Origin of the sequence: Agromyces binzhouensis, assembly GCF_042672355.1 — a bacterium.
GTDB lineage: Bacteria > Actinomycetota > Actinomycetes > Actinomycetales > Microbacteriaceae > Agromyces > Agromyces binzhouensis.
In genome coordinates this window covers 1-26,922 of the sequence record NZ_JBHXVJ010000011.1, presented here as the reverse complement: position 1 = coordinate 26,922, position 26,922 = coordinate 1, and the positions used below count along the sequence as shown (strand labels likewise).

Annotated in this window: 16 protein-coding genes; 12 read left to right on the top strand and 4 right to left on the bottom strand. The window is 71.4% G+C overall.

Annotated elements, in window-relative coordinates:
- Window positions 1-14: 14 nt before the first annotated feature.
- The 5 genes from ACFVHK_RS16825 to ilvC all read left to right on the top strand — a co-directional run bounded on the left by ACFVHK_RS16825 (window position 15) and on the right by ilvC (window position 7,513).
- A complete protein-coding gene (locus ACFVHK_RS16825; RefSeq protein ID WP_376929825.1) occupies window positions 15-2,243 on the top strand; it encodes a bifunctional alpha,alpha-trehalose-phosphate synthase (UDP-forming)/trehalose-phosphatase in 2,229 nt (742 codons plus the stop codon).
- Between the two features lie 110 nt (window positions 2,244-2,353).
- The gene (ilvD, locus tag ACFVHK_RS16820; RefSeq protein ID WP_129233987.1) at window positions 2,354-4,048 is read left to right on the top strand and encodes a dihydroxy-acid dehydratase; all 1,695 of its coding nucleotides are present in this window, start codon (window positions 2,354-2,356) and stop codon (window positions 4,046-4,048) included.
- A 46-nt stretch (window positions 4,049-4,094) separates the two neighbouring features.
- Window positions 4,095-5,903, top strand: a complete 1,809-nt coding sequence (locus tag ACFVHK_RS16815) for an acetolactate synthase large subunit (RefSeq protein ID WP_376929824.1) — start codon at window positions 4,095-4,097, stop codon at window positions 5,901-5,903.
- A gap of 1 nt (window position 5,904) precedes the next feature.
- The gene (ilvN, locus tag ACFVHK_RS16810; protein WP_376929823.1) at window positions 5,905-6,414 is read left to right on the top strand and encodes an acetolactate synthase small subunit; all 510 of its coding nucleotides are present in this window, start codon (window positions 5,905-5,907) and stop codon (window positions 6,412-6,414) included.
- A 70-nt stretch (window positions 6,415-6,484) separates the two neighbouring features.
- Window positions 6,485-7,513, top strand: coding sequence for a ketol-acid reductoisomerase (gene ilvC / locus ACFVHK_RS16805; RefSeq protein ID WP_376929822.1), 1,029 nt, complete (start codon window positions 6,485-6,487; stop codon window positions 7,511-7,513).
- 96 nt (window positions 7,514-7,609) lie between these two features.
- On the opposite strand, the gene ACFVHK_RS16800 is transcribed toward ilvC, so the two are convergent.
- Window positions 7,610-11,854 carry an nSTAND1 domain-containing NTPase gene (locus ACFVHK_RS16800; protein ID WP_376929821.1) on the bottom strand — a complete coding sequence of 1,415 codons (4,245 nt, stop codon included), beginning with the start codon at window positions 11,852-11,854 and terminating at the stop codon, window positions 7,610-7,612.
- A 147-nt stretch (window positions 11,855-12,001) separates the two neighbouring features.
- Here ACFVHK_RS16800 and ACFVHK_RS16795 point away from each other — a divergent pair, with 147 nt between their 5' ends.
- Window positions 12,002-12,403 carry a hypothetical protein gene (locus ACFVHK_RS16795; protein WP_376929820.1) on the top strand — a complete coding sequence of 134 codons (402 nt, stop codon included), beginning with the start codon at window positions 12,002-12,004 and terminating at the stop codon, window positions 12,401-12,403.
- Between the two features lie 56 nt (window positions 12,404-12,459).
- On the opposite strand, the gene ACFVHK_RS16790 is transcribed toward ACFVHK_RS16795, so the two are convergent.
- A complete protein-coding gene (locus ACFVHK_RS16790) occupies window positions 12,460-16,638 on the bottom strand; it encodes an nSTAND1 domain-containing NTPase (protein WP_376929819.1) in 4,179 nt (1,392 codons plus the stop codon).
- A 114-nt stretch (window positions 16,639-16,752) separates the two neighbouring features.
- Between ACFVHK_RS16790 and ACFVHK_RS16785 the strand changes: the two genes are divergently transcribed.
- From ACFVHK_RS16785 to ACFVHK_RS16775, 3 genes are all read left to right on the top strand, one after another.
- On the top strand, window positions 16,753-17,079 hold the full coding sequence (locus tag ACFVHK_RS16785; RefSeq protein WP_376929818.1) for a hypothetical protein: 327 nt from the start codon (window positions 16,753-16,755) through the stop codon (window positions 17,077-17,079).
- Between the two features lie 68 nt (window positions 17,080-17,147).
- Window positions 17,148-17,618, top strand: a complete 471-nt coding sequence (locus ACFVHK_RS16780) for a hypothetical protein (RefSeq protein WP_376929817.1) — start codon at window positions 17,148-17,150, stop codon at window positions 17,616-17,618.
- Entirely contained in the window at window positions 17,615-18,001 is a 387-nt protein-coding gene (locus ACFVHK_RS16775) for a bacitracin resistance protein (protein ID WP_376929816.1), read from the top strand. The genes ACFVHK_RS16780 and ACFVHK_RS16775 overlap by 4 nt, the downstream gene beginning before the upstream one ends.
- A gap of 25 nt (window positions 18,002-18,026) precedes the next feature.
- Here the strand turns inward: ACFVHK_RS16775 and ACFVHK_RS16770 are convergent, their stop codons facing one another.
- Window positions 18,027-22,223 carry an nSTAND1 domain-containing NTPase gene (locus ACFVHK_RS16770; protein WP_376929815.1) on the bottom strand — a complete coding sequence of 1,399 codons (4,197 nt, stop codon included), beginning with the start codon at window positions 22,221-22,223 and terminating at the stop codon, window positions 18,027-18,029.
- A 114-nt stretch (window positions 22,224-22,337) separates the two neighbouring features.
- Here ACFVHK_RS16770 and ACFVHK_RS16765 point away from each other — a divergent pair, with 114 nt between their 5' ends.
- The gene (locus ACFVHK_RS16765; RefSeq protein WP_376929814.1) at window positions 22,338-22,715 is read left to right on the top strand and encodes a hypothetical protein; all 378 of its coding nucleotides are present in this window, start codon (window positions 22,338-22,340) and stop codon (window positions 22,713-22,715) included.
- A gap of 220 nt (window positions 22,716-22,935) precedes the next feature.
- Window positions 22,936-24,528, top strand: a complete 1,593-nt coding sequence (serA, locus tag ACFVHK_RS16760; protein WP_376929813.1) for a phosphoglycerate dehydrogenase — start codon at window positions 22,936-22,938, stop codon at window positions 24,526-24,528.
- 115 nt (window positions 24,529-24,643) lie between these two features.
- On the opposite strand, the gene ACFVHK_RS16755 is transcribed toward serA, so the two are convergent.
- On the bottom strand, window positions 24,644-25,216 hold the full coding sequence (locus ACFVHK_RS16755; protein WP_376929812.1) for a TetR/AcrR family transcriptional regulator: 573 nt from the start codon (window positions 25,214-25,216) through the stop codon (window positions 24,644-24,646).
- A gap of 79 nt (window positions 25,217-25,295) precedes the next feature.
- On the opposite strand from ACFVHK_RS16755, the gene ACFVHK_RS16750 reads away from it, so the two are divergent.
- Window positions 25,296-26,918, top strand: coding sequence for an MFS transporter (locus ACFVHK_RS16750; RefSeq protein ID WP_376929811.1), 1,623 nt, complete (start codon window positions 25,296-25,298; stop codon window positions 26,916-26,918).
- The last annotated feature ends 4 nt before the right edge of the window (window positions 26,919-26,922 follow it).

Sequence of the window (26,922 nt, the reverse complement as noted above, 5' to 3'; positions counted from 1 at the left end):
GAGGATCCGACGACGTGAAGCCCGCGACCGACTCCGACACCGAGCCCGACATCGAGCCGATCTACGACATGGTCGTGGTCAGCAATCGCCTGCCAGTCGACTACGTCGGCGGCGAGGGCGCCGACACGCAGTGGAAGGCCTCGCCGGGAGGGCTCGTCACCGCCCTCGAGCCAGTCATGCGGGCCAACGACGGCGCTTGGGTCGGCTGGGCCGGCGTCGCCGACCGCGAGTTCGCGCCCTTCGAGCACGACGGCATCTCGATCGTGCCCGTCCCGCTCTCCGAGCAGGAGATCGAGGAGTACTACGAGGGCTTCTCGAACGACACCCTCTGGCCGCTCTACCACGACGTCATCGCACCCCCCAGCTTCCACCGCGAATGGTGGGAGGCCTACGTCGCGGTCAACCGCCGCTTCGCCCAGGCGGCCGCGGCCGCCGCAGCGGAGGGCGCGGTCGTGTGGGTGCAGGACTACCAGCTGCAGCTCGTGCCGCGCATGCTCCGCGAGGCCCGGCCCGACCTGGTCATCGGCTTCTTCAACCACATCCCGTTCCCGGCGTACGGCATCTACTCGCAACTGCCCTGGCGACGCCAGGTCGTCGAGGGCCTGCTCGGCGCCGACGTCATCGGCTTCCAGCGGGCGGCGGATGCCGGGAACTTCTCCCGCGCGGTCCGCCGGCTCTTCGGCTACAAGACGCGCGGCACCGTGATCGACGTACCCGGCGAGGACGACGCGGTGCGCCACGTCGTCGCCCGCCACTTCCCGATCTCGATCGACGCCGCAGCGTTCGAGGACCTCGCGCGCATGCCCGAGGTCCAGGAACGCGCCCGCGCCATCCGCCGCAGCCTCGGCGACCCCGACATCGTCATGCTCGGCGTCGACCGCCTCGACTACACCAAGGGCATCCGCCACCGCATGAAGGCGTTCGGCGAGCTGCTGCGCGACGAGCGGCTCTCGGTCGAGCAGGCCACGCTCGTGCAGGTCGCGAGCCCGTCGCGCGAGCGCGTCGAGACCTACCGGCAGCTGCGCGACGAGATCGAGCTCATGGTCGGTCGCCTGAACGGCGACTACTCGACCCTCGGGCACCCCGCGATCACCTACCTCCACCACGGCTACCCGCGCCAGGAGATGGCCGCCCTGTACCTCGCGGCCGACGTCATGCTCGTCACGGCGCTCCGCGACGGCATGAACCTGGTCGCCAAGGAGTACGTCGCGAGCCGGTACGACGACGACGGCGTGCTGCTGCTCAGCGAGTTCACCGGGGCGTCCGACGAGCTCCGCCAGGCGATCCTCGTGAACCCCCACGACATCGAGGGCCTGAAGGACGCCATGGTCGAGGCGACGAAGCTCTCCAAGCGCGAGCGGGCCCGCCGCATGCGGGTGCTCCGCAAGCGCGTCAAGGAGAACGACGTCGCCAACTGGTCCGCGACCTTCCTCGAGACCCTCACCGGGGTCGGGAAGATCGAACCGGGCGTGCCCGACGGGCTCCGCAGTGCCGTCGCCAAGCTCGCCGAGGCCCCGCGACTCCTGGTCGCGCTCGACTTCGACGGCACCCTGGCCCCGATCGTCGACCGCCCGGAGGACGCCCGCTCGACCGCACGCGCCCGCGACGCGATCGAACGGATGTCGGAGCACGAGGACACCCGGGTCGCGCTCGTCTCCGGGCGCGCGCTCGACAGCCTCAAGGAGGTCGCGTCGCCGCCCGTCGCCGCGCTCCTCAGCGGTTCGCACGGCGTCGAACTGCAGCTCGACAGCGGGGGAGACGTGACGATCGACCTGCGCGAGGGCGAGCTCACGCGGCTCGAGCAGCTCATCGAGATCGTCGAGCAGGCGGCATCCGCTGCGGACGGCGCCTGGGTGGAGCGCAAGCCCGCCGGCATCGCGCTGCACACCCGCAAGCTGGGCGCCGGGGCCGGTGCCGCGCTGCAGCGCAGCGCCCGCGAGATGGTCGAGCAGGAACTGCCCGGCCTCGCGACGCGCTCGGGCAAGAACGTGCTCGAGTTCGCGGTCCGGGCCAGCGACAAGGGCGAGGCGCTCGTGCGGCTGCGACAGCACGCGGGGGCCGACGCCGTGATCTACGTTGGCGACGACATCACCGACGAGGACGCGTTCGCGGTCCTCGAGGGCGTCGACGTCGGCGTGAAGGTCGGACAGGGCAAGTCGCTCGCCGCATACCGCCTCAACGGGCCCGACGACGTCGCCGAGCTGCTCGAGCTCCTCGCCGACGTGCGCGACGCCGCGCGCTGAAACGCCGCGGCGCGGCACCCGCCCCGCACTGGACGCCGTGGCGAACGGATGCCGCCGCGAGCGCCGGTCCCGCGGCGAAACGGGTCGCGCGCGGCCCGTAGACTCGACCCATGTCGGAGATCGATCCCAAGCCCCGCAGTCGCGTCGTCACGGATGGCATCGAGGCCACCACCAGCCGCGGGATGCTCCGCGCGGTCGGAATGGGCGACGCCGACTGGGACAAGCCCCAGGTCGGCATCGCGTCCTCGTGGAACGAGATCACGCCCTGCAACCTCTCGCTCGGCCGGCTCGCCCAGGCCGCCAAGGAGGGCGTGCACGGCGGCGGCGGGTACCCGCTGCAGTTCGGCACCGTCTCGGTCTCCGACGGCATCTCGATGGGCCACGAGGGCATGCACTTCTCGCTCGTGTCGCGCGAGGTCATCGCCGACTCGGTCGAGGTCGTCATGCAGGCCGAGCGGCTCGACGGCTCGGTGCTCCTCGCGGGCTGCGACAAGTCCATCCCGGGCATGCTCATGGCCGCCGCGCGGCTCGACCTCGCATCGGTGTTCCTCTACGCGGGCTCGATCGCGCCCGGCTGGGTGCGCCTGTCCGACGGCACCGAGAAGGACATCACGATCATCGACTCGTTCGAGGCGGTCGGCGCCGTCAAGGCGGGCAAGATGAGCGAAGAGGACGCCAAGCGCATCGAGTGCGCGTTCGCGCCCGGCGAGGGTGCCTGCGGCGGCATGTACACCGCGAACACCATGGCGTCGGTCGCCGAGGCGCTCGGGCTCTCGCTCCCTGGGTCGGCGTCCCCGGCTTCCGCCGACCGCCGCCGCGACTACTACGCGCACCGCTCGGGCGAGGCGGTCGTCGAGTTGCTGAAGCAGGGCATCACCGCTCGCCAGATCCTCACCAAGAAGGCGTTCGAGAACGCCATCGCGGTCGGCATGGCGCTCGGCGGCTCGACGAACATCGTGCTGCACCTGCTCGCCATCGCCCGCGAGGCCGAGGTCGAGCTCACCCTCGACGACTTCAACCGCATCGGCTCGAAGGTGCCGCACATCGGCGACCTCAAGCCCTTCGGCAAGTACGTCATGAACGACGTCGACCGCCGCGGCGGCCTCCCCGTGCTCATGAAGGCGCTCCTCGACGCCGGGCTCATGCACGGTGACGCGCTGACCGTCACCGGGAAGACGCTCGCCGAGAACCTCGCCGAGATGGACATCCCCGCCCTCGACGGCGAGGTGCTCCGCACGCTCGACAACCCGATCCACGAGACCGGCGGCCTCACGATCCTGCACGGCTCGCTCGCCCCCGAGGGTGCGGTCGTGAAGACCGCGGGCTTCGACGCGGCGACCTTCGAGGGACCCGCCCGCGTGTTCGAGCGCGAGCGCGCTGCGATGGACGCGCTCACCGCGGGCGAGATCAAGCACGGCGACGTCGTCGTCATCCGCTACGAGGGCCCGAAGGGCGGCCCCGGCATGCGCGAGATGCTCGCCATCACCGCCGCCATCAAGGGCGCTGGGCTCGGAAAAGATGTACTACTCTTGACGGACGGTCGATTCTCAGGCGGCACAACCGGCCTGTGCATCGGCCATCTGGCACCCGAGGCGGTGGACGCAGGTCCGATCGCCTTCGTGCGCGATGGTGATCTGATTCGGGTCGATATCGCGGCTCGTTCCATCGACCTACTGGTCGACGAGTCCGAGCTGGCAGCCCGCCGCGACGGCTGGGCCGCACTTCCCCCGCGCTACACCCGAGGCGTCCTCGCGAAGTACTCCAAGCTCGTGCGCTCCGCAGCCGAAGGCGCGACGACGGGCTGAGGCTCTCGCCTGTCCCGAACACACCATCACCATGAACAGGAATCGAATGTCCACGGAAGCCAGCACCGTGCCATCGCCCGCCACCCTGTCGCAGTCCCAGAACGGGCCCGAGATGCTCACCGGAGCCGAGGCGGTCGTGCGATCGCTCGAGCTCATCGGCATCACCGACGTGTTCGGACTGCCCGGCGGCGCGATCCTCCCCGTCTACGACCCGCTGCTCGACAGCCGCCGGCTTCGGCACATCCTCGTCCGCCACGAGCAGGGCGCCGGCCACGCCGCCGAGGGCTACGCGTCGTCGACCGGCAAGCTCGGCGTCGCGATCGCGACCTCTGGTCCCGGCGCGACGAACCTCGTGACCGCGATCGCCGACGCGCACATGGACTCGGTGCCGCTGCTCGCGATCACCGGCCAGGTGTTCTCGAACCTCATGGGCACCGACGCGTTCCAGGAGGCCGACATCGTCGGCATCACGATGCCGATCACGAAGCACTCGTTCCTCGTGAAGCGCGCCGAGGAGATCCCGGCGACGATCGCGGCCGCGGCGCACATCGCCTCGACCGGCCGTCCCGGTCCCGTGCTCGTCGACATCACGAAGGACGCCCAGCAGGCGACCTTCGCGTTCTCGTGGCCGCCGAAGCTCGACCTGCCCGGCTACCGTCCGATCACCAAGGCCCACGGCAAGCAGGTGCTCGCCGCGGCGCAGCTCATCGCCGAGGCCAAGCGGCCGGTGCTCTACGTCGGCGGCGGCATCATCCGCGCCGGGGCGTCCGAGGAGCTCCTCGCGCTCGCCGAGGGCACGCGCGCACCGGTCGTGACCACGCTCATGGCGCGCGGCGCGTTCCCCGACTCGCACCAGCAGCACCTGGGCATGCCGGGCATGCACGGCACCGTCCCCGCCGTGCTCGCGCTGCAGGAGTCCGACCTGCTGATCGTCCTCGGCGCGCGCTTCGACGATCGCGTGACCGGCAAGGCCGCACTGTTCGCGCCCGACGCGAAGGTCGTCCACGTCGACATCGACCCGGCGGAGATCGGCAAGATCCGCGCCGCCGACGTGCCGATCGTGGGTGACGCGAAGGAGGTCCTCGTCGACCTGCTGGCCGCGTACCGCGAGGTCACCAAGGCGGGTGCGCCCGACATCGACGAGTGGTGGGCGACGCTCGACGGCCTCCGCACCGAGTACCCGCTCGGCTACGCGCCGACCTCCGACGGCCTGCTCGCGCCGCAGTACGTGATCCAGCGCATCGGCGAGCTCACCGGGCCCGAGGGCGTGTACGCCGCGGGCGTCGGCCAGCACCAGATGTGGGCGGCGCAGTTCATCAAGTACGAGCGCCCCAACTCGTGGCTGAACTCCGGCGGCGCGGGCACCATGGGCTACGCGGTTCCCGCGGCGATGGGCGCCAAGGTCGCCGAGCCGAACCGGACCGTCTGGGCGATCGACGGCGACGGCTGCTTCCAGATGACGAACCAGGAGCTCGCGACCTGCACCCTGAACGACATCCCGATCAAGGTCGCGGTCATCAACAACTCCTCGCTCGGCATGGTCCGCCAGTGGCAGACCCTGTTCTACGACGGCCGGTACTCCAACACCGACCTGAACACGGGCCACGACACCGCGCGCGTCCCCGACTTCGTGAAGATGGCCGAGGCCTACGGCGCGCTCGGCATCCGGGTGACGAAGGAGGAGGAGGTCGACGACGCGATCAAGCTCGCGCTGAAGACCAACGACCGCCCGGTCGTGATCGACTTCGTCGTCTCCGCCGACGCCATGGTGTGGCCGATGGTCCCCCAGGGCGTCTCCAACAGCTACATCCAGTACGCCCGCGACCACGCGCCGGCATTCAGCGAGGAGGACTGACATGTCGACCCACGTGCTCTCACTCCTCGTCGAGGACAAGCCCGGCCTGCTGACCCGCGTCGCGGGACTGTTCGCCCGCCGCGGCTTCAACATCGAGTCGCTCGCGGTCGGCCACTCCGAGATCGACGGCCTCAGCCGCATCACCGTCGTCGTCGACGTCGAGGACCTGCCGCTCGAGCAGGTCACCAAGCAGCTGAACAAGCTCGTCAACGTGATCAAGATCGTCGAGCTCGACCCCGCCCAGTCGGTGCAGCGCGAGCACCTGCTCATCAAGGTGCGCGTCGACAACACCACGCGCTCGCCGGTGCTCGAGGCCGTCAACCTCTTCCGCGCCCGCGTCGTCGACGTCTCGACCGACGCGCTCGTGATCGAGGTCACCGGCGACTCCGGCAAGACCACCGCGCTGCTGAAGGTCCTCGAGCCCTACGGCATCAAGGAGATCGCCCAGTCGGGCCTCCTCGCCATCGGGCGCGGCGGCAAGTCGATCACCGAGCGCGTCTTCAAGAACTGACCAGCGGATGCCACGGCGTCGCGCCGAGGCCATCCGTCACCTGAACCCCACCCAAGGAGAAAGAACAGCAATGGCTGAGATCTACTACGACAAGGACGCCGACCTCTCGCTCATCCAGGGCAAGAAGGTCGCCGTCATCGGCTACGGCTCGCAGGGCCACGCGCACGCGCAGAACCTCCGCGACTCGGGCGTCGAGGTCGTCATCGGCCTCAAGGAGGGGTCGAAGTCGACCCAGAAGGCCGAGGAGGCCGGCTTCGAGGTCAAGAGCGTCGCGGACGCCGCCGCGTGGGCCGACGTCGTCGTCATCCTCGCGCCCGACCAGTTCCAGCGCCACATCTACGCCGAGTCCGTCAAGGACAACCTGAAGGAGGGCGACACCCTCGTCTTCGGCCACGGCTTCAACGTGCGCTTCGGCTACATCCAGGCGCCCGAGGGCGTCGACGTGATCCTCGTCGCGCCGAAGGCGCCGGGCCACACCGTCCGCCGCGAGTTCGTCGCGGGCCGCGGCATCCCCGACATCATCGCCGTCGAGCAGGACGCCTCGGGCACCGCCTGGGACCTCGCGAAGTCGTACGCCAAGGCCATCGGCGGCACCCGCGCCGGCGTCATCAAGACGACCTTCACCGAGGAGACCGAGACCGACCTGTTCGGCGAGCAGGCCGTGCTCTGCGGCGGCGTCTCGCAGCTCGTCCAGTACGGCTTCGAGACCCTCACCGAGGCCGGCTACCAGCCCGAGATCGCCTACTTCGAGGTGCTCCACGAGCTGAAGCTCATCGTCGACCTCATGTGGGAGGGCGGCATCTCGAAGCAGCGCTGGTCGGTCTCCGACACCGCCGAGTACGGCGACTACGTCTCGGGCCCGCGCGTCATCGACCCGCACGTCAAGGAGAACATGCAGGCCGTGCTCGCCGACATCCAGTCGGGCGCGTTCGCCAAGCGCTTCATCGACGACCAGGACAACGGCGCCAAGGAGTTCCTCGAACTCCGCGCCAAGGGCGAGGGTCACCCCATCGAGACCACCGGTCGCGAGCTGCGCAAGCTGTTCGCGTGGACCCAGGTCAGCGAGGACGACTACGTCGACGGCGAGGTCGCCCGCTAGGGCCCGCGCTTCAGCGACCGTCGCCGCACTGGTTCACGAGGGCGCCCATGCACATCGCATTTCGGGCGCCCTCGTCGAATATCCGTCTCGGGGCGGTCAACCCGCCGTGACACCCGACCCGATGGAGTCGGCGCAGGTGGCGTGGTACGCCTCGTCGCCGAAGTAGGTCGCCCACTCGAGCTCGGTGAGGTCGCGGCCGACCATGCGACATGCGGCGTCGCGCATGGCGCCGGGGTCGAGGTCCCAGAGGAGCACGCCGTCCAAGGTGTTCGTCGCCATCAGTCGGCCGTCGGAGCTCAGGAACCCCGCCGGCCACCACTGGCTCGGGCTCTGGGGCGTCGAGATCTCGTCGCCCAGCCGCCGCACGTCGATCACGTCGTAGATCGCGATGCGCTGGTCGTGACCGGACAGCAGCAGGGTCGAGCCGTCGTCGCTGACGTTCATGTAGGCCGGGGTGACGCCGGACTTCGGCAACGAGTGCACCGGCTCGAGCTCACCCGTGCTCCGGTTGAGGCGAGCCGCGCTCGCGCTCACCACATCGCCACCGGGCAGGCCCACCACGGTCTCGTCGTCCTCGAGCCCTCGTGCGACCTCCTCGCCGGAAGCGATGTCATACACGCTCGTGACGGTGCGGCCGTGCTCGGCGTCCCACCAGGTGAACGAGACCCGATCCTCGCCGACCTGCGAATGCCCGCTTCCGAACATGACGGGGTCGACCGCGGTTTCGATCAGCGTCACGGGTTCGCCGCTGCCGGGGTCGAAGGCGAGCAACCCCTCGTGCATCACCACGAACCCGTAGGAACCGGTCGAGCCATGCGGCACGAACCATCCGTCGCGCGCGTCGTCGGGCACGTCGACCTCGATCGTCGCGTCCGAGTCGACGGAACGCAGCACCTGGTCGCCCAACCCGGTCTGGTTCACCGCGACGGTGTCCCGGCCGACCCACACCTGCTCGAACGCGTCGTCGCTCGCCCGCGTGTCGTCCTCGACGTTCCACAGCCGGACGGCCCCGGGCGATGCGCCGTGCGCGGCGGGCGCGTCAGCGGTGATGAGCAGCGTGTCGTCGGCGCCGAACCCGTCGACCGCGACCTGGCCCTCGGCGATGGGGCGGGTGATCGCCGGCATGCCGTCGATGCGCCATCGCAGCAGGGATGCCGGAGATCGGGTCGTGAACGTCACCACCTCCTCGGTCTCCGGAAGGAGGCCGAGCCCGCGACTCCAGTCCGACAGGGTGTCGAGCGACGCGCCCGTGGCCCGACCGGTCGCGAGCTCGAACTGATGGATCTGTCCGATCCCGTCGGTGCAGACGAATCGGTCGGGCGGCACGATGATCGCTTCGCCGCAGCGCATCTCGTCGGGGGCGCGCTGCCAGAGCACCTCGCCGGAGGCGAGATCGAGGCGCGCGACCCCGCCCTCGCTCCCGGAGACGATGAGCCCGCCGTCGCCGTCGGGCAGCAGCAGTTGGTTGACCAGGTCGCCGGGCAGGTCGCCCAGCCGTCCCAGCCGCTCGAGGCTCGACGCGTCGTACGCGACGATGCCCTCCTCGCCGCCGACGTACAGCCGCTCGTCGATCAGCGCGAGACCGTTGGTGTACAGGGGAACGCCCTCGAACTCGAGCGGGTCGTGCTCGACCGAGAACATGACCGCGCCGGTCGCGAGGTCGACCCAGCCCGGATCCCCGGTGACGGCGTGGTTGAAGTAGGCGCGGGACCCGTCCGCGACCACCACGGGGACCTGCCCGGTGCGGTCGTCGAAGTCCACGGTCGGGAAGGGCTGCTCCCCGGTCGCCAGGTCGACCGCGTCGAAGTAGTTCCTGCAGCAGCTGTCGCGCGCCGGATCGCGCTGCGCGCCCGACTGGATGAACGCGGTCGATCCGTCCTCGCTCACGAACACGTCGCGCTCGAACCTCGAGTCCACCGGTGCGAGGTCGACGTCGTACTCGCGGATCGTGCGGCCGTCGTCGAGATCGATCACCCGGACCGAACGAGGCTCGGCCGTGGCCCCGGGGGACTCGTCGTCGATCAGGCGATCCTCGACGATGAAGGCCGTTCGGGTGCCCGGGACCAGTGCGCCGTTCACCCTTGATTCGCCGAGGGAGAGCCGGGCCACGAGCCCGTCCGCGCCGGTGAGGGCTCCGATCAGTGCGGATCGTGCCCGTGAGTCGTCGGGCCAGCGACGCTGCAGCTCGACCGCGAGGAGCGCCGCGACGGCGCGGTCGCTGTCGCGGATGCCGAGCGAGGTCGCGGCAAGCGCCTCGATCGTCGCGTCCTCGGCGGCGGCACTCGCCTCGTTGCCGCGCACGACGGCGATGCCGCCCGAGACGACGGCGGCCACCAGCAGCAGCGCGGCCCCGACGAGCGCGCCGCGGAGCCACGAGTTGCGCCTGCGGTCGAGGGCGGAGCGGGCTTCGAGTTCGCGGATCTCCGACCGGTGCAGTTCGAGCGAGGCGTCGAGGTACGCGGTCTCGATCGGGGTGAGGTCGGGGTCCGCGCCGTCGCGCCACTCCGTCGCACCGTGCAGGCGGGCGCCGCGCAGCAGGTCGTCCGGCGGGCGCCCCGCCGCGTCCCACGCGGCTGCGGCGGCCTCGATCCGTCGCAGAATGCGGGCGTTCGCCGCGTCCTCGGTCAGCCACCCGTCAAGACGCGGCCAGGTGGTGCCCACCGCCTCGTGCGCGATGATCGCGGCGTCGCCGTCGATGGTGACGAGGCGCGCCTGCACAAGGGCCTCGACGACGGCACGCCGTTCCGGGCTCGAGCTCAGCGTGGCCAGCGGCACCCGGCGGCGCACCGTCACGCCCTCCGGCGTGCGTTCGACCAAGCGCATCATGAGCGACCGGCACACCTCCTGGCGGGTCGGCGAGAGCCCCCGGAACACTTGCTCGGCCGACAGGGCGATCGCGCCCGCGATACCTCCCGAGGTCTCGTAGCCGTCGACCGTGAGGGTCGCGCCCTCGCGCCTGGTCCAGGTGGCGACGAGCGCGTGCGAGAGCGGCGGGAGGATGCCGGGCCGATCACCTGCGTCGCGAAGGATGAGCTCCACGAGGCCGGGCTCGAGTTCGAGTCCCGCCGATTCGGCGGGGCGGGTAATCGCCTCCCGTAGGCCGTCCTCGCCGAGGGGCGACAGCGCGTACAGGCCGCGACCGATGAGCGTCCCGAGCGACGGGATGCCGGTCGCCCGGTCGATGAAGTCGGAGCGCAGGGCCAGGACGAGGCATCCGCCCCGCTCGACCCACTCGGCCGAGCGGACGCCGACCTCGCGGAGCTCGTCGTCCGGCAGCGTCCGGAGTTCCTCGGCCTGGTCGATGCAGACCACCGCCGCGCCGTCCCCGAACGACGCCCGCAGCTGCTCGGCGCCCGCACTGCCGGGCGTGACGATCACCACCTTGCGGCCCTGGTCGCGCAGTCGGGGCACGACGCCCGCGCGCACGAGCGACGACTTGCCCGACCCGCTCGGCCCCACGACGGAGACGACCGACTGCCGACCGCAGCGCGCCAGGACCTCCTCGATGTCGGCATCGCGACCGAAGAAGAGCGCGCGGTCGTCGTCGCCGTAGGCGGCGAGTCCCCGATAGGGGCAGGATGCCGCGACCTCGCGTTCGCCCAGCACGATATCGGGTGCCTCGAGGTTCCGGTCCTGCCGGAGCATGGCCGTCTCGAGTTCGACGAGGCTTCGGCTCGGATCGATGCCGAGGTCGCCGGCGAGCCGCTCTCGCGCACCGCGGATGACCGCGATCGCCTCCGCCTGCCGATCGGCCCGGTAGTTCGCCAGCGCGAGGATCGCCCAGCGGTGCTCGCGAAGCGGCTCCTCGCGTACGAGGCGCTCGGCGTCGGCGATCACGGAGCCTCGCTCGCCGGCCGAGAGCCTGGCGTCGAGCAGTTCCTCCTCGACGCTCCTGCGGATCTCGACCAGGCGGGCGGCCTCGATCACGGCGGGTGGCCAGTCCGCGGCGTCAGGCAGTGGAGCGCCACGCCAGAGCGCGAGCGCCTTCCTGAAGCCCGCCGCCGCACGATCGTGCGCGCCCTGCAGCGCCTGCCGCCGGGCCTGCGCGACCGCCTGCTCGAACTCCACCGCGTCGATCGCGTCGGGCTCGATCCCGAGTCGATAGTCGACGCCGACCGTGCGCACGGCATCGGCGCCGAGCCTCGATCGGATCTTCGCGACGGCGTTGCGGATCTGCTGCGCCCACGTGGCCGGAGGCGCTTCGCCCCAGCACGCCTCGGCGAGTTCGGCGGGGGAGACCACGGCGTCTCGTCGCACGATGAGCGCGGTGAGGATGGTGCGTTCCCTCGGGCTCAGCAAAGGGCCGCCGGTGTCCATCGGGCCGAGAATCCGCATGCTCATGCCTGAAGTATCGAGACAATCTCAGGTAACGGTCAATTGTGCCCGTTCCGAACGGATATCGCACGGATATCGACCGATCGTCCGCCGATATCCGAGGTTGCGAGCGTGAATGCGAACGCCGGAATCGTTCCGGCCGAAGGGAGCATCATGAACACTCGCATCGGGAACCGCCGCGTACGCATCGTTCGCGCCTCGGCCGGGATCGTGGCCGCCGTCGGAGTCGCCCTGTCGTTCTCGGCCTGTGCGACTGCCGCGCAGACCCAGGGTGGAGGGGTGTCGGCGGGCGTCCGGGCGGAGCGGCCCGCGTACCTGTCCCACCTTGCGCCGGCCGACCGCCTCGAGGAGGCCATCCTCCGGGAGGCGGAGCGGCGCCAGGCCCTGGCCCAGGAGTTCGCGGGGCTCCCCGCGGACCGCATCGAGCAGCGGATGGCCGCCGCGACCGGTCGCCAGCCCCGGACTGTGAAGGAGTGCGCCGTCCTCGCACTCGCGCAGCGGCCCTTCGTGACGGCCGACACGTCTGAGCGACTGGTGGCCGACTCCTGCGGCTGAGCGGACACGGATCTCGCGATCGTGGCGACCGGGCCGGGGCACCGGGCATCGCCGGTTCAGTCGTCGAATCCGCAGGTGTTCTCGGGGGCGCCGAAGTCGGCGAGGTACGTGCTCCACTCCTGCGGGGTCAGGTTGCGACCGGCGATGCGGCACACCGCGGCGAACTGGCGCTCCGGGTCGAGGTCCCAGACGATGACGCCCTCCGGCATCGTGATGGCCATCTCGCGGCCGTCCGGGCGGAGCATGCCGGTGCTGCCCGTTCCGCCCGTGATCGGCTCGCCGAGGCGCACGCCGCTCGGCAGGTCGTACAGCATCCTGGATCCGTCCCCCGCGCTGACCAGCAGGGTCCGGCCGTCGTCGCTGAGCGTCGGCGAACCGAGGCCGCCCGCGGTGCCGGGCAGGGTGCCGATCTTCTCGATCGGATCGATCCCGTATCGGTCGACGCGGTCGTCGTTCATGCCGATCAGCTGGCCGTCGCCGATGAGGATGAAGGCGCCGAACGGGACCCGTTCATCCGCGAGGATCTCGGAGGTCGCGGGGTCGACGATCGCGAGCCGGAATGGCGAGACTTCGCCGTCGATCATCGTGGCGTCGTCGGTGAAGTAGGTGATCCCGAGCCGTGAGCCGTCCGGCGCCGCCGACGCCCACGCCGGCATGCCGCCGATGTCGATCGGGTCGCCGATCGGCTCGAACGTGCGCGCATCCAGTACCGAGATCGAAGGCGCGTCGGTGCGCGTCACCATCCTCGTCCCCGCATCGATGAGCCAGAACCAGTCCCCCTGCCACGGCGCCGGCGCAGACGAGCCGTCGGGTTCGATCACGCGCCATTCATCCTCGCCCGAGAACCGCATCATCAGACGGTCGTCCGCGATCCACGTGACGTCCGACAGCGGAGCGTCGAACCGGTACCGGATCTCGCCCGTCGACGAGTCGCGCACGACCGCGTCCGACCAGGACCCGCTCGCGGTGGTATCGCCGGTCCCGGGTGGAGCCGTGACGATCGTGCTCTCCGTTCGGCCGTAATCGGTGAGGGCGAGTTCCCCCGGCGCGAGGAGCCGGCGGGCCGGGCCGTCGCCGGCGAGGCTCCACCGTGCGATCACGCCGGAGTGGACGAGCATGGCCACCAGCGTCGTCCCGCCATCGGTGATGAAGAGGGGGCCGGTGTCCCCGAGCAGCGACGTCAGGTCGGACTCGAACGCGGTGCCGTCGGCGAGGTCGAGTTGCGGGATGAGCCCGGCCCATCCCGCGCAGTAGACCCGTCCGACCTCCTCGGAGACCGCGACGGAGTTGCACGGCGACGGGAGTCCGTCGTTGCGCCAGAGCAGTCGTTGCTCGCCGAGGCCGTAGGCGATGACCCCGGCATCGCCGCTTGCGATGAGCGTGCCGGACGAGCTGATCGTGAGCGCGAGGTTCGCCGTGTACTCCGGCACCGGTACCGAGTCGACGATCGTGGCGGTCGTCACGTCCACGATGCGAACCTCTGCGCCGGGACCCCCCACCAGGAGTCGGTCGTCGGCGGCGAAGAGCAGGGAGGTGCTGGACTCGGTCGACCGAGCGGGAAGTCGGCGCTCGGTCCCGGTGTCGGTCCTGACGATCGCGATCGATCCATCGCGGTCATCGGCGATCGCGATCGTCGATCCGTCCGGGGCGACGGCGAGTGCACCGTTGCCGATCTGCACCGGTTCGGGGCCGAGCACCGGCTCGCCGCTCGCGAGGTCGAGGGCGACCAGCTCGGAGGACACGACGTCGCGATCGAAGGGTCCGGCGGACTCCGCCTCGACTGGCCGGAGCACGACGCCGACACGGCCGTCGTCGCTCACTCCGGCGAGGGGGACCGGGCGACCGATGAACGGTGCCGGGGTCGGCGCATCGAACGCTCGGACGACGGCGCCCGTCTCGAGGTCGCGGATGGAGATGCCTCCGTCCGGCGTCGCGACGAGGGCGGTCTCGGTCCCGGGAACGACGGCACCCGGAACCGGCGCTTCGTCGACGTAGGCGTTGCCCATGAAGCCGCCCGCGTGCTGCAGCACCCCCATGAGCCCGGATCGGGTGCGCGGGTCGTCCGGCCAGCGTCGGTACGCTTCGGCGGCCAGGAGGGCCGAGACGTCGCGCTCCCTCGAGCTGAGCGACAGCGCCGTCGCGACGAGTGCTTCGATCGTCGCGTTGTCGCGCTGTGCGCTCGCCTCCCGCGATGCGACCACCGCCACCGAACCGACGCCGACCAGCAGCATGATGAGACCGATGGCTCCGGCGAGCAGTGCACGCAAGCCACGGTTCTGGCGACGGTCGCGGCGGGCGCGCTCGGCGAGCTCGTCGCGCTCGGCGGTAGCGCGTGCAGCCGACTCGTCGAGGAAGGCGACCTCCACGTCGGTGAGGTCGCGGTGAGCGGCATCCCGCCACTCGAGGGCCGACTGCAGTCGTGCGCCGCGATACAGGTCGTCGTCCGGCCGACCGGCAGCGGCCCAGGCCTCCGAGGCCGCCGTGACGGCGTTGAGCAGGCGGGTGCTCTCGGCGTCCTCCGCCAGCCAGGACTGCAGTCGCGGCCAGGCCGTGGCGAGTGACTCGTGCGCCACCTCGACCGACTCCGCTTCGGCGCTGATCAGGCGATCGCGGGAGAGGAGCGTGAGCACGTCGTCGCGCGCGGCATCCGATCGCAGCGGCCTCGACGGGACGCGCCGGCGCACCGGCGTCCCGTCGGGAGCGAGTGCGACGAGCCGCAGCAGCACCGAGCGGCAGAGCGCGCGTTGCTCGGCGTCCATCGACTGGTAGAGACGGTCGGCGGACTGCGCGATCGCGCCGGAGATGCCACCCGAAGCCTCGTAGCCGGCGACCGTGAGGGTTCCGCCCTCGCGTCGCAGCCACGTCTCCACGAGCGCGTGCGAGAGGTGGGGGAGTGCCCCGGCCTCGCCCGCGGCATCTCGGAGGAGCAGCTCGACGAGGCCCGGCTCGAGCCGGAGCCCCGCCCGTCTCGCGGGCTGCTCGATGGCCTCGCGCAGTGCGTCGGGCGCCATCGGGCCGACGAGGTGCACGCCCTCGGCCACGAGCGGCGCGAGGTCGGGGTGGGCGGCGCAGTCGTCCAGGAAGTCGGAGCGGACGACGAGCACCACGGTCGTCCCGCACGCCGCGGCCTCGGCGATCGCCGAGGCAGCGGCGTCGACGTCGGCCTCGCCGACGTGGAAGACCTCCTCGAACTGGTCGATCACGATCACATCTGCGCGCCGCGCTCCCCACAGCGCGTCACGCACGTGTACGTCGAGGTCGCGCTCAGGGATCAGCAGCACGACGCGGTCGCCCCGACGCCGCAGGGCGGGGATGAGGCCCGCTCGCACGAGCGAGGACTTCCCGCTCCCCGAGGCTCCCGAGACCGCGAGGAATCGGGATCGGGCGAGCCTGGCGAGCGCCGCGGTCGTGTCGCTCGCGCGCCCGAAGAAGTCGTCCTCGTCCTCGACCCCGAACGGGGCGAGCCCGCGGTAGGGGCAGGCGTCGCTCGGAGGTCGCGGTGCGTCGCCGAGTTCGAGCGAGTCGTCGTGACGCAGGACGGCGATCTCCACCTCCCGGAGTTCGTGGCCGGGCTCGGCGCCCAGGTCCGCCGCGAGCCGCTCCTTCGCCGTGCGTATCGCGGCGAGTGCGTCTGCCTGCCGCCCGCTTCGATACAGCGCGGTCGCGAGCATGGTCCATCGGCGTTCCCGCAGCGGCGCCTCACGCACGAGACGCTCGGCCTCGGCAACGGATGCCGCGTGCTCGCCGAGCCGCAGCCGCGCCGCGAGCCGCACCTCCTCGAGCCCCATCCGCACCTCGCGGAGGCGCTCCGCCTCGACGACGGCCGGTGCCCAGTCGGCGAGGTCGGTGTAGGGCGAGCCCTGCCAGAGCGCGAACGCGCGGTCGGCGGCGTCCACCGCGCGCGCCGGGTCGTCGCCCTCCAAGTGCTCCTCGGCGGATGACGCGAAGCGCTCGAATCGCTCGGCATCGACGCTGTCGGGGTCGATGCGGAGCGTGTAGCCGCCGGGTCTGGTCTCGATCGCATCGCGTCCGAGGGCCGAACGGATGCGCCCGACCGACGCCTGGAGCTGCTTGGGCCAGGTCTCCGGCGGCGCGTCCCGCCAGACCGCATCGGCGAGCTCGTCCGTCGTCATCGGCCGGCCGGCGCGGAGGACCAGCGCGGTGAGCACGATGCGCTCGCGCGGGCTGAGCGAGAACCCATCCAGACGGAGCGGGCCGAAGACCCTGATGCCCATGCTCGCAGTGTTCTCCCGCGAGAGACCATGTGTCAACGAGGCTGCGGGGCGACGCATACCGGATGCATACCGCTCGAGCGCCTGTCCCATACCGGTGGGGCGAACCGTCGAACCATGAACACCGCAACCGCAGTCATCCGCATCACCGCTGCCGCGTCCGCCGTCGCCCTCGGCGTGGCGCTCGCCGGGTGCCAGGGCACCCGCTCGGAGGAGACCTCCGAATCCGCGAAGACGTCGGTGTCGTCCGCCGTCCGCGACGACCTCAGCCCGATGCAGGCGCGGCAGCTGGAGGAGCTGCTCAGGCTTCCGACCTCCACCGTCGACGACGATCTCAGCCCGAACGGATCGAACGCGGCGACGCGGTCGTCGCAGCCTCCGATCGACGAGGTGGCCGTCGTCGACACCGTCGACGACGACCTGAGTCCGCTCGGCGGACGTTGATCGCCCGGGTTGGGCCGGTCGTGCCCGCCGTCGCGTCCGGCGGGCACGGCCGTCGATAGGGTGATCACATGGGCCGTGACGGCGACGATGAGGATGCCCTCCGCTGGGAGGGAGACGAGGACGCGACGCTCGCGCCCGGGTGGAAGCGCGTCGGCGAGCCGACGACGCCCGGCGACGCGGCGGGCGACGGCGATGACGAGGCGACGGATGCCGCGGCATCCACCAGTGCGGACGGCACCCCTGCGGGGCCGCAGATCGGTTCGGCCGAGCTGGTGCTGCTGGGCGTCTTCGGCGGCGTGTTCCTCCTCTACACGCTGGGCTGGATCCTCACGGTGCTCCGAGTGACGAACACGGCGACCGACCCGGTCGGGCAGTTCATGTTCGCGCTCGGTCTCGCGCTCGCCGTGATCGCCCCGGCCATGTGGTTCGCGGTCGCGTTCGCCCTCACGCGCGGGCAGGTCCCGCTGCGGTTCACCTGGCTCGCGGTCGGCGCCGTCGTCCTGCTGCCCGTCCCGTTCGTGGCGGGGGTGACCGTATGAGCGCCGAGCCCGCCTCGACCGACCCGGCCGGCACCGGCTCCGCGGCGACCGCTCGGGCCCGTCGCACGCCGTTCTGGCTCGAACTGGTGCTCGCGATCGCGTTCGGGCTGTTCTTCGCGTACGACGCGTGGGAGGCCGTCGGCAACCTCGTGGGCATCGCCGGCGTCGCCTCGGCCCTGGGTACGACCCTCAGCGTCACGGGCTGGATCGTCCTGATCCTCGCGATCCTCCTGCCGGTCGCGCTCTTCGCGATCGCCTTCCTCATCGGCAGGCGCCGCAGCGCACTCGTGCAGGCGGCCCTCTACCTTGCAGGGCTGGCCGTGTCGGCGTTGCTCTACCTCGACATCCTGCTCATGTTCGGTCCGGGCGCGCTGCTCGCCTGAGCGGCCGCACCCCGACGACGAGGTACTACTCGAGGGTGCCGAATCCGCAGGTCGAACGGTACTCGTCCACGTCGCCGAGATAGGCCCCCCATTCGTCGCGGGTGAGATCGCGGCCCGCCATCGCGCACGCGGCCTCGGCCTGGGCCGATGGCCTGAGATCCCAGAGGGCGATGCCGCCGGGCACGTTCACCGCCATCTCATCGCCGTTCGCCCCGAAGGGGCCGGACATGGTGAATTCACCCGAGACCGGTATCGGGTCGCCCAGCCGGATGCCGCCCACCAAGTCGTAGACCGACACCGTCTCGTTCATGGCATAGACACTGAGTGTCCGCCCGTCGGGGCTCACGCTGATCTCGTCGATGCCCCCGGGGACGCCGGGGAGCGAACCGATCCGTTCCATCGTCTCGGCGTCGAAGCGCACGATGCGGTTGTTCGTCGCGGCGATGATCTCACCCCGTGCGGTCATCGTGGTCCAGAAGAACCCCTCGAGGCCGGTACGGAGCCGCTCGCCGGTGTCGGCGTCGAAGACCGTCGTCGTCGCGGGGTCGAAACCCTTCGCGCTCGTCACGAGGACCTCGCTTCCGTCGGGGTTCGTGGTGACGTTGAAGAGGCCTGCGTCCGCATGGAGCGTCGGCTCCACTCGCCGACCGGTGGTCGAGTCGTACGTCAGGATGTCGCCGGTCTCCGTCCCGACGTACATTCGGCGCCCGTCTGCGTTCGCCCAGACGTCCACGGTCCTGCGCGGGAAGGCCTCCACCAGCGACGTCATCGACGTGCGGATGTCGTACGAGGCGACGTACTGCTCTCCGAGGCCGCCGATGTCGCCGAGGAGGGTCTCCGAGCCGACCCACCTGACGCCGTAGGACGGAGTCGGCAGAGTCCGGGTGATCTCGCCCGTGCGAGCGTCGAGTACCGCGAACTCGCGATAGTCCTCCCACGAACCCAGATCATCGGTGCGTCGGCCGACCAGCAGGCTCGCGCCGGAGGAGGAGTATCGGTCAAGGATCGACCAACCGGGTGCGACGACGCGCGTCACCGCTCCCGACCCGTCCAGCATCCACCGCGTGATCGCCGGATTCCCGCGCCCGATCACGATCAGTTCCCGGCCGCTCTCCGAGAGAGCCAGCGGTCCCACGAAGCCGAGCTGGGGCGAGAAGGCCCGGTCCGTCGGAGCGCCGGTCTCGAGGCTCCGCTCCTCGATGCTGCCCCATGAGTCGGCGCAGTACACCGTGCCGAGGGAAGCGGCTGCCGCGACCCAGACGCAGGGACTGTCGAGCCGGGTCGCGAACACCTGGGACCACGTCACCTGCTTCGCCGCGGGGTCGACGAGTGCGATCCGTCGATCTCCGGTCGTGATCACCCGACCGTCCGGGAGCAGGCTCATCGACACGTTCGTCGATGCGGCCGGCATCCGAACGATGTCGACGACCGTCGCCGACGTGGGGTCGATGACGAGGAGCGGCCCCTCGAGCGTCCCGTACAGGAGACGTCCGTCGGGCGCGAATCGCACGACCCCGGCCCGGTTGGTGTCGAGTTCCGGCTCGTGCGTCGTGGTGCCGGCGACGGTGCGGACCGTGCCGTCACCGGCATCGACGAGCCGCACGCCGCCGGTCTCGTCGAGCGCGGCGATGGTCGCGCCGTCTCCGTCGATCGTGATCGAGCTGAGGGAGGCGTCGACCTCGATCGGACCGACCACCCGATCTCCGGTCGCGACGTCGGCGACGGTGATCCGGACGATGCCCGTGGGGCCCTGCTCGCCGAACTCGCGTTCGGCGAGGGCCATCCGTCCTCCGTCGCCGCTGACGGTCGGCCCCATCCGACTGTCGACGCCCGAGTGCAGCTTGGGCACGTCGAGCGGTCGGATGAGGTCCCCGGACTCGACGTCGAACACGCCGACCTCCTGCGCGGACGTCGCCAGCACGGCGTGACGGGTACCCGGAACGACGACCCCGGTCATCCGTTCGACTCCCTCGACGTACGTCGCGCCGACCAGCCCGTGCGATGCGGTCATCGCCCCCAAGAGGGCTGAGCGAGTCCGCGCATCGTCGGGCCAGCGGTGGTAGGCCTCCACCGCGAGGAGCGCCGCGACGTCGCGCTCGGTCCCGCGGAAGGAAAGGGAGGTGCTCGTGAGCGCCTCGATGTCGGCCTGGGTCCGCTGCCGCTCGGTCTCCGCAGCGCCGATGGCCACGAGGACACCCGATCCGGCGGCGATGACGACGAGCGCAACGGCCGTGGCCAGGAGGCCCCGGAGCAGGCGGTTCTGGCGTCGGTCGTGCCGTGCTCGCTCGGCGAGCGCGTCCGCAGCGGCCCTGGCCTTCGCCGCGCTCGTGTCGAGGAACGCCGACTCGACGCCCATGAGCTCGGGGTTCGTCGCGGTGCGCCACTCGAGCGCGGCTTGGAGTCGCGCTCCGACGAAGAGCTCGTCGTCGGGCCGCCCGTCGGCATCCCACGCCTCTGCGGCCGCCGCGATCGCCGTCATCGTCTTCGCGCCCTCCGCATCGGCCTCCAGCCAACGGCGGAGTCTCGGCCATGCCAGCGCGAGGGACTCGTGCGAGACGACCACTGAATCCTGGTCGGAGCTGACGAGCCGGGCGAACTCGAGGCGTTCGACGATCTCAGCTCGAGCGGGGTCCTCGCGGATGGTCTTGAGCGCGACCCGTCGCCGGACGGGGAGGGCTTCGGGGCTGATCGAGACCAGCCGCAGCAACGTCGTCCGGCACACCTCGCGCTCGGCCTCGTCGAGGCCGCTGTACAGGCGGTCGGCCGACTGGGCGATGGCCCCTGCGATCCCTCCGGAGGCCTCGTATCCCGCGACCGTCATCGTCCGGCCCTCCCGCCGCATCCAGGTCTCGACCAGGGCGTGGGACACGTGGGGGAGCACACCGGCGGGCTCTCCGGCCGTGTCTCGGAGGATCAGCTCGACGAGGCCCGGTTCGAGCCGCAGCGAGGCGAGTCGCGCCGGCTCCTCGATCGCGGCACGCAGTCCGTTCTCGGTGAGCGGACCGACGAGGTGCACGCCGTCGGCGAAGAGCGGTGCGAGGATCGGCCGGCTCGTGCAGTCGTCGAGGAAGTCGCTTCGAACGGCGATGACGACCTTGGTGCCTGCCCGGGTCATGGCGGCGACTCGCCCTGCGACGTCGTCGATGCCCGAATCGTCCAGGCCGGCATGGAACAGTTCCTCGAACTGGTCGATGACGAGGACGTCCGTCGCGGATGCGTCGAGTGCTCCGCGAAGCCGTTCGATCGACGCGGCGGGGGAGCGGATCACCGTCACGGTGCGGCCCCGGGCGCGCAGCGAAGGCACCACGCCGGCGAGGAGGAGTGACGACTTGCCGCATCCCGATGGGCCGGAGACGGCGAGGAACATGGAGCGTTCGATGCGGTCGAGAGCGGCGCGGATGTCATCGTCACGACCGAAGAATTCCTCCTGGTCGCCGGGACCGTACGCCTCGAGACCGCGGTACGGGCATCGAGACTCCTCGCCGCCTGTTGCGGCCGGAGCATCGAGCGTTGGATCCTGCCGCAGGATCGCTGCCTCGAGGTCGACGAGCTCGGCGCCCGGCTCGATCCCGAGGTCGTCGGCGAGGCGGGTCCGTGCGAGTCGGAGAGATGCGAGTGCCTCGGCCTGGCGACCGCCCTGGTAGAGGGCGGTCGCGAGGATGGCCCAACGCCGTTCGCGGAGCGGCTCGGCGCGGACGAGGCGCTCGGCATCCGGCACCACCGCTCTGTGCTCCCCGCACTCGAGTCGAGCGGTGAGCGCATCCTCGGCCGCCGTCAGTCGGATCTCTCCCAGACGTTCGGCCTCCGCGGCCGCACGCGCGGTGTCGAGATTCGCGTAGGGGGCTCCCCGCCACAGCGACTCGGCGCGGTCGAGCAGGTCGATCGCCCGCGCGGGGTCACCCTGCTCCCGATGGTCTCGAGCGTCGGCGACCAGCTGTTCGTATCGCACGACGTCGATCGCGTCGGGGCTCACGTCGAGCCGGTACCCTGCGCGGGACGTCGTGATCGCCGAGGCGCCCAGCGCGCGACGGATGAATCCGACTGCCGCTTGGACCTGCTTGGGCCAGGTCGCCGGCAGATCGTCGCCCCACACCGCGTCGGCGAGCGCCGCCGGGGTGACGGGCCGCCCGGCGTCGAGCACGAGGGCGGCGAGGAGAGCGCGCTCCTTGGGGCTGAGCCGTCCACCGTCGATCGCGAGGTCACCGAATGCCCGGATCTCCACGAGCTCATGATGGAAGCTCCGCGAGCGGGCTGTCAACGAACACGTCCCGAGGCCCATACCGAACCCATACCCGTGCCGATTCGTGGCCATACCGGGCGGATCCAGCCTGAGGTCATGGATACCAGGACACGAACCAGGAACATCGCCACGGGAGCCGCGATCCTCGCCTCCCTCAGCCTCGGAATCGGGCTCAGCGCGTGCGCCGAGCACGGGCCCTCGACGGTCGACCGCGACCGGTCGACACGGGTCGACACCGAGGCGTTGCGTGCCGAGCATCGGGACGCGGCACTTCGCGACGTGGACACGCGTCGCGCCACCATGGCCGAGCAGGACGCACTGCGCGGGCAGCTGCGGTCCAAGGCGCTCCTCGCCGAGATCGCGCCGTACGAGTATCGCGACCAGGCCGAGCGCCGAGCCGGCCAACCACAGCCCTCGAGCGAGGTACCGAGCACCCTCGACCAGGTCGAGCGGCGTCTGCGCCTGACACAGTGACGGCCGCGTTCGCGCCCGCGTGGGCGGTACCACCGTACCGCCCACGCGCTGCTCGCCTGAGCGAGGGCGACGGATGCCGCCGCTCGTCTGAGCACGTCACACGATTCGGGCGGCGCGATACCCCTGAAGTAGGCTGGCCGCGTCATCCGCGCCCCGACGACGCCGGCGCGACGTCCCGCGGTGCACGCACCGCATCCCCGAACGCAGTGAGGATCCGTCCGTGACCAAGCCGGTCGTGCTGATCGCCGAAGAACTCTCGCCCGCCACCGTCGACGCCCTCGGGCCCGACTTCGAGGTGCGCAACGTCGACGGCACCGACCGTCCGGCGCTGCTCGCGGCGCTCGCCGACGCGAACGCGATCCTCGTCCGGTCGGCCACCAAGGTGGACGCCGAGGCGATCGCCGCGGCGCCGAAGCTGCAGGTCATCGCGCGTGCGGGCGTCGGCCTCGACAACGTCGACATCAAGTCCGCGACGACCGCGGGCGTCATGGTCGTGAACGCCCCGACCTCGAACATCATCTCGGCCGCCGAGCTCACGGTCGGCCACATCCTGAGCCTCGCCCGCCACATCCCCGCCGCGCACTCGGCGCTCGCGCAGGGGGAGTGGAAGCGCTCGGCCTACACCGGCACCGAGCTCTACGAGAAGACGGTCGGCATCATCGGCCTCGGTCGCATCGGCGCGCTCATCGCGGCGCGCCTGCAGGCGTTCGGCGTCGAGGTCATCGCGTACGACCCGTACATCACGGCCGCGCGCGCGCAGCAGCTCGGCGTGCAGACCGTGACGCTCGACGACCTCCTCGAGCAGAGCGACTTCATCACGATCCACATGCCGAAGACGCCGGAGACCACGGGCATGATCGGCGCCGACCAGCTCGCGAAGATGAAGCCGACGGCCTTCGTCGTGAACGTCGCGCGCGGCGGCCTCATCGACGAGGACGCGCTGCACGACGCGCTCGTCGCGAAGACCATCGCGGGCGCCGGCCTCGACGTCTTCGTGCAGGAGCCGCCGAAGGAGTCGCCGCTGCTCGCCCTCCCGAACGTCGTCGTCACGCCGCACCTCGGCGCCTCGACCGACGAGGCGCAGGAGAAGGCCGGGATCTCGGTCGCGAAGTCGGTGCGCCTCGCGCTCGCGGGCGAGCTCGTGCCCGATGCCGTGAACGTCGCGGGCGGCATCATCGACCCCTACGTGCGCCCCGGCATCCCGCTCGTCGAGAAGCTCGGCCAGCTCTTCGCCGGGCTCGCCCAGGGCCCGCTCGAGAGCCTCGACGTCGAGGTGCACGGCGAACTCGTCGACTACGACGTGAGCGTGCTGAAGCTCGCCGCGCTGAAGGGCGTCTTCACGAACGTCGTCAGCGAGTCGGTGTCGTACGTCAACGCGCCGCTCCTCGCCGAGCAGCGCGGCGTCGCCGTCCGTCTCATCGCGGATGCCGAGAGCCCCGAGTACCGCAACGTCATCACGCTGCGCGGCGCGCTCGCCGACGGCACGCAGGTGTCGGTGTCGGGCACGCTCACCGGCACGAAGCAGACCGAGAAGCTCGTCGGCATCAACGGCTACGACGTCGAGGTGCCGATCGCCGACCACCACATCGTGATGCTGTACACCGACCGCCCGGGCATCGTCGCCGTCTACGGCAGCGAGTTCGGCGAGGCGGGCATCAACATCGCCGGCATGCAGATCGCGCGACGCGAGGCGGGCGGCCAGGCGCTGTCGGTGCTCACGGTCGACTCGCCGGTGCCGGCCGAGGTGCTCGAGCGGGTCGGCGAGGCGATCGCCGCCGACGTGCTCGTCGAGATCGACATCACCGAGTCCTAGTCCGAGACGGATGCCGCGGGGCGGCGGGTCGCACGCGCGACCCGCCGCCCTTCGGCGTCACCGGGCGATTCGTCGCGGGCGGCCCGCACGCGATCCGCGCCGCTGGCGTCGACCGTCAGTCGGCCGCCCCGCCGGCGCCGCCGTGCGCGAGCTGCTCGAGCAGTGCGACGAGGGCGTCCATGTCGGCGCCGTGCGGCGCGTCGACGCCGATCTCGGGGTCGACGCCGTGGAGCGCGGAGTCGTAGTAGAGGCCGTCGCCGATGAGCGTGACGGCGAGGGCGATCGTGGGGTCGGGCACGTGCCGGCGGATGGCGCGGAGCCATCGGTCGCGGACGTCGCGGATCATCCGCACCGCGGGCGCGCTGCCGGCCTGCGCGAGCCGTGCGGCGGCGACGCCGGCGCGCTCGAGCGGGCTGTCCTGTGAGATCGAGCTCCGGACGTAGTACGCGATGGCGCCCTCCGGCGCGCCCTCGAGCACGGCGATGTCGTCGTCGACGAGCTGGGAGAACCGCTCGAGCACGCCCTCGATGAGCGCGTCGCGGCTGGCGAAGTGGTAGAGCAGCCCGCCCTTGGACACGCCGGCGGACCGGGCGGTCGCGTCGAGCGTCGCCGCGCGGACGCCGCCGTCGATGAGCAGTCGCTCGAAGGCGTCGAGGACGGCGTCGCGGGCGGCGGGGGGTCGGCTCATGGCTCCGATGGTAGCGAGGGGAACGGTCGTCGGCATCTGATACTCTACCGTCCAGCCGGTACAGTAATAGGACTCCGACATGACGAACGAACTCGACACCACCACGATCGACCCGACCCTCCAGGGTGCCGCCGCCGAGGCGAAGACGGATGCCGCGGCATCCGCCCCGCGCCCCGACCCCGGCCGCGTCGGCTCGGTCGCGCGGCGCGGCGCGACCCGCCGCTGGGTCGCGCTCGCCGTGCTCATGCTGCCGGTGCTGCTCGTCGCGGTCGACAACACCGTGCTGAGCTTCGCGCTGCCCGCGATCGCCCGAGACCTCGGCCCGACGGCCGCGCAGCAGCTCTGGATCATCGACGCCTACCCGCTCGTGCTCGCGGCGCTCCTCGTCGCCATGGGCAGCGCGGGCGACCGGTTCGGCCGCCGTCGCATGCTGTTCATCGGCTCGATCGGGTTCGCCGTCGTGTCGATCGCCGCCGCGTTCGCGCCGACCGCCGAGGCGCTCATCGCGGCGCGTGCCGCGCTCGGCTTCTTCGGCGCGATGCTCATGCCCTCGACGCTGTCGCTGCTCCGCTCGGTCTTCACCGAGCGCGAGGAGCGGCGCCTCGCGATCGCCATCTGGGCGTCCGGCTTCGCGGCCGGCGCCGCGCTCGGCCCGATCGTCGGCGGCGTGCTGCTCGAGCACTTCGCCTGGGGCTCGGTGTTCCTCCTCGCCGTGCCGGTGCTCGTGCCGCTCGTCGTGCTGCTGCCGATGCTCATCCCAGAGAGCCGCGACCCCGCGCCCGGCCGCATCGACGTGCTCAGCATCGTGCTCTCGTTCGGCGCGATGGGCGGGGCCGTCTACGGCATCAAGCACCTGGCGACCGAGGGCGTCGACGTCGTCGCGGTCGGATCCATCGTCGGCGGACTCGCGCTCGGCGCGTGGTTCGTGCGTCGACAGCTGCGAGCGCGCACGCCGATGCTCGACATGCGCCTCTTCCGCGTCGGCGCGTTCGGCGGCGGCGTGGTCGTGAACCTCCTCAGCGTCATCGCGCTCGTCGGGTTCCTCTTCTTCGTCTCCCAGCACCTCCAGCTCGTCGCCGGGCTCTCGCCGGTCCAGGCAGGGCTCGCGCTCGCACCCGGCCTCGTCGCCATGATCGCGGCGGGCCTCTCCGTGGTGCCGCTCGCCCGGCGCATCCGCCCGCGCGTGCTCGTGCCGACGGCGCTCGCGGTCTCCGCCGCCGGCTACCTCACGGTCGCGCTCACCGCGGGCCAGGGCGTCGCGGGCGTCGTGGTGGCGTTCGTGCTGCTCGGACTCGGCATCGGCATGGCCGAGACCGTGTCGAACGAGCTCATCCTCTCGGCGGCGCCGCCGGCGAAGGCCGGCGCGGCCTCGGCGGTCTCCGAGACGGCCTACGAACTCGGCGCGGTGCTCGGCACGGCGCTCCTCGGCAGCATCCTCGCGGCGTGGTACCGCGCGTCGCTCGACCTGCCCGCCGGCCTCACGGCATCGCAGGCGGATGCCGCGCGCGAGACGCTCGCGGGTGCCGTCAACGTCGCGGAGTCGCTGCCCGCCGCGGCATCCGCCGAACTGCTGGCATCCGCGGCGCACGCGTTCGACGGCGGCGTCGTCGTGACCTCGTTCATCGGCATCCTGCTCATGGTCGGCGCCGGGGTCGTCGCGGCGCTCACCCTCGACGACGCGAGGGGCGCCGCCTCGGAGTGAGGCG

What these genes read in the sequence shown, in the direction of transcription:
- ACFVHK_RS16800 (WP_376929821.1), bottom strand. Translation starts at nt 11,854, where the DNA reads ATGAGCATGCGGATTCTCGGCCCGATGGACACCGGCGGCCCTTTGCTG.
- ACFVHK_RS16755 (WP_376929812.1), bottom strand. Translation starts at nt 25,216, where the DNA reads ATGAGCCGACCCCCCGCCGCCCGCGACGCCGTCCTCGACGCCTTCGAG.
- ilvN (WP_376929823.1), top strand. Translation starts at nt 5,905, where the DNA reads ATGTCGACCCACGTGCTCTCACTCCTCGTCGAGGACAAGCCCGGCCTG.
- ACFVHK_RS16785 (WP_376929818.1), top strand. Translation starts at nt 16,753, where the DNA reads ATGAACACCGCAACCGCAGTCATCCGCATCACCGCTGCCGCGTCCGCC.
- ACFVHK_RS16795 (WP_376929820.1), top strand. Translation starts at nt 12,002, where the DNA reads ATGAACACTCGCATCGGGAACCGCCGCGTACGCATCGTTCGCGCCTCG.
- ACFVHK_RS16790 (WP_376929819.1), bottom strand. Translation starts at nt 16,638, where the DNA reads ATGGGCATCAGGGTCTTCGGCCCGCTCCGTCTGGATGGGTTCTCGCTC.
- ACFVHK_RS16750 (WP_376929811.1), top strand. Translation starts at nt 25,296, where the DNA reads ATGACGAACGAACTCGACACCACCACGATCGACCCGACCCTCCAGGGT.
- ACFVHK_RS16765 (WP_376929814.1), top strand. Translation starts at nt 22,338, where the DNA reads ATGGATACCAGGACACGAACCAGGAACATCGCCACGGGAGCCGCGATC.
- ilvC (WP_376929822.1), top strand. Translation starts at nt 6,485, where the DNA reads ATGGCTGAGATCTACTACGACAAGGACGCCGACCTCTCGCTCATCCAG.
- ilvD (WP_129233987.1), top strand. Translation starts at nt 2,354, where the DNA reads ATGTCGGAGATCGATCCCAAGCCCCGCAGTCGCGTCGTCACGGATGGC.
- ACFVHK_RS16815 (WP_376929824.1), top strand. Translation starts at nt 4,095, where the DNA reads ATGTCCACGGAAGCCAGCACCGTGCCATCGCCCGCCACCCTGTCGCAG.
- ACFVHK_RS16775 (WP_376929816.1), top strand. Translation starts at nt 17,615, where the DNA reads ATGAGCGCCGAGCCCGCCTCGACCGACCCGGCCGGCACCGGCTCCGCG.
- ACFVHK_RS16780 (WP_376929817.1), top strand. Translation starts at nt 17,148, where the DNA reads ATGGGCCGTGACGGCGACGATGAGGATGCCCTCCGCTGGGAGGGAGAC.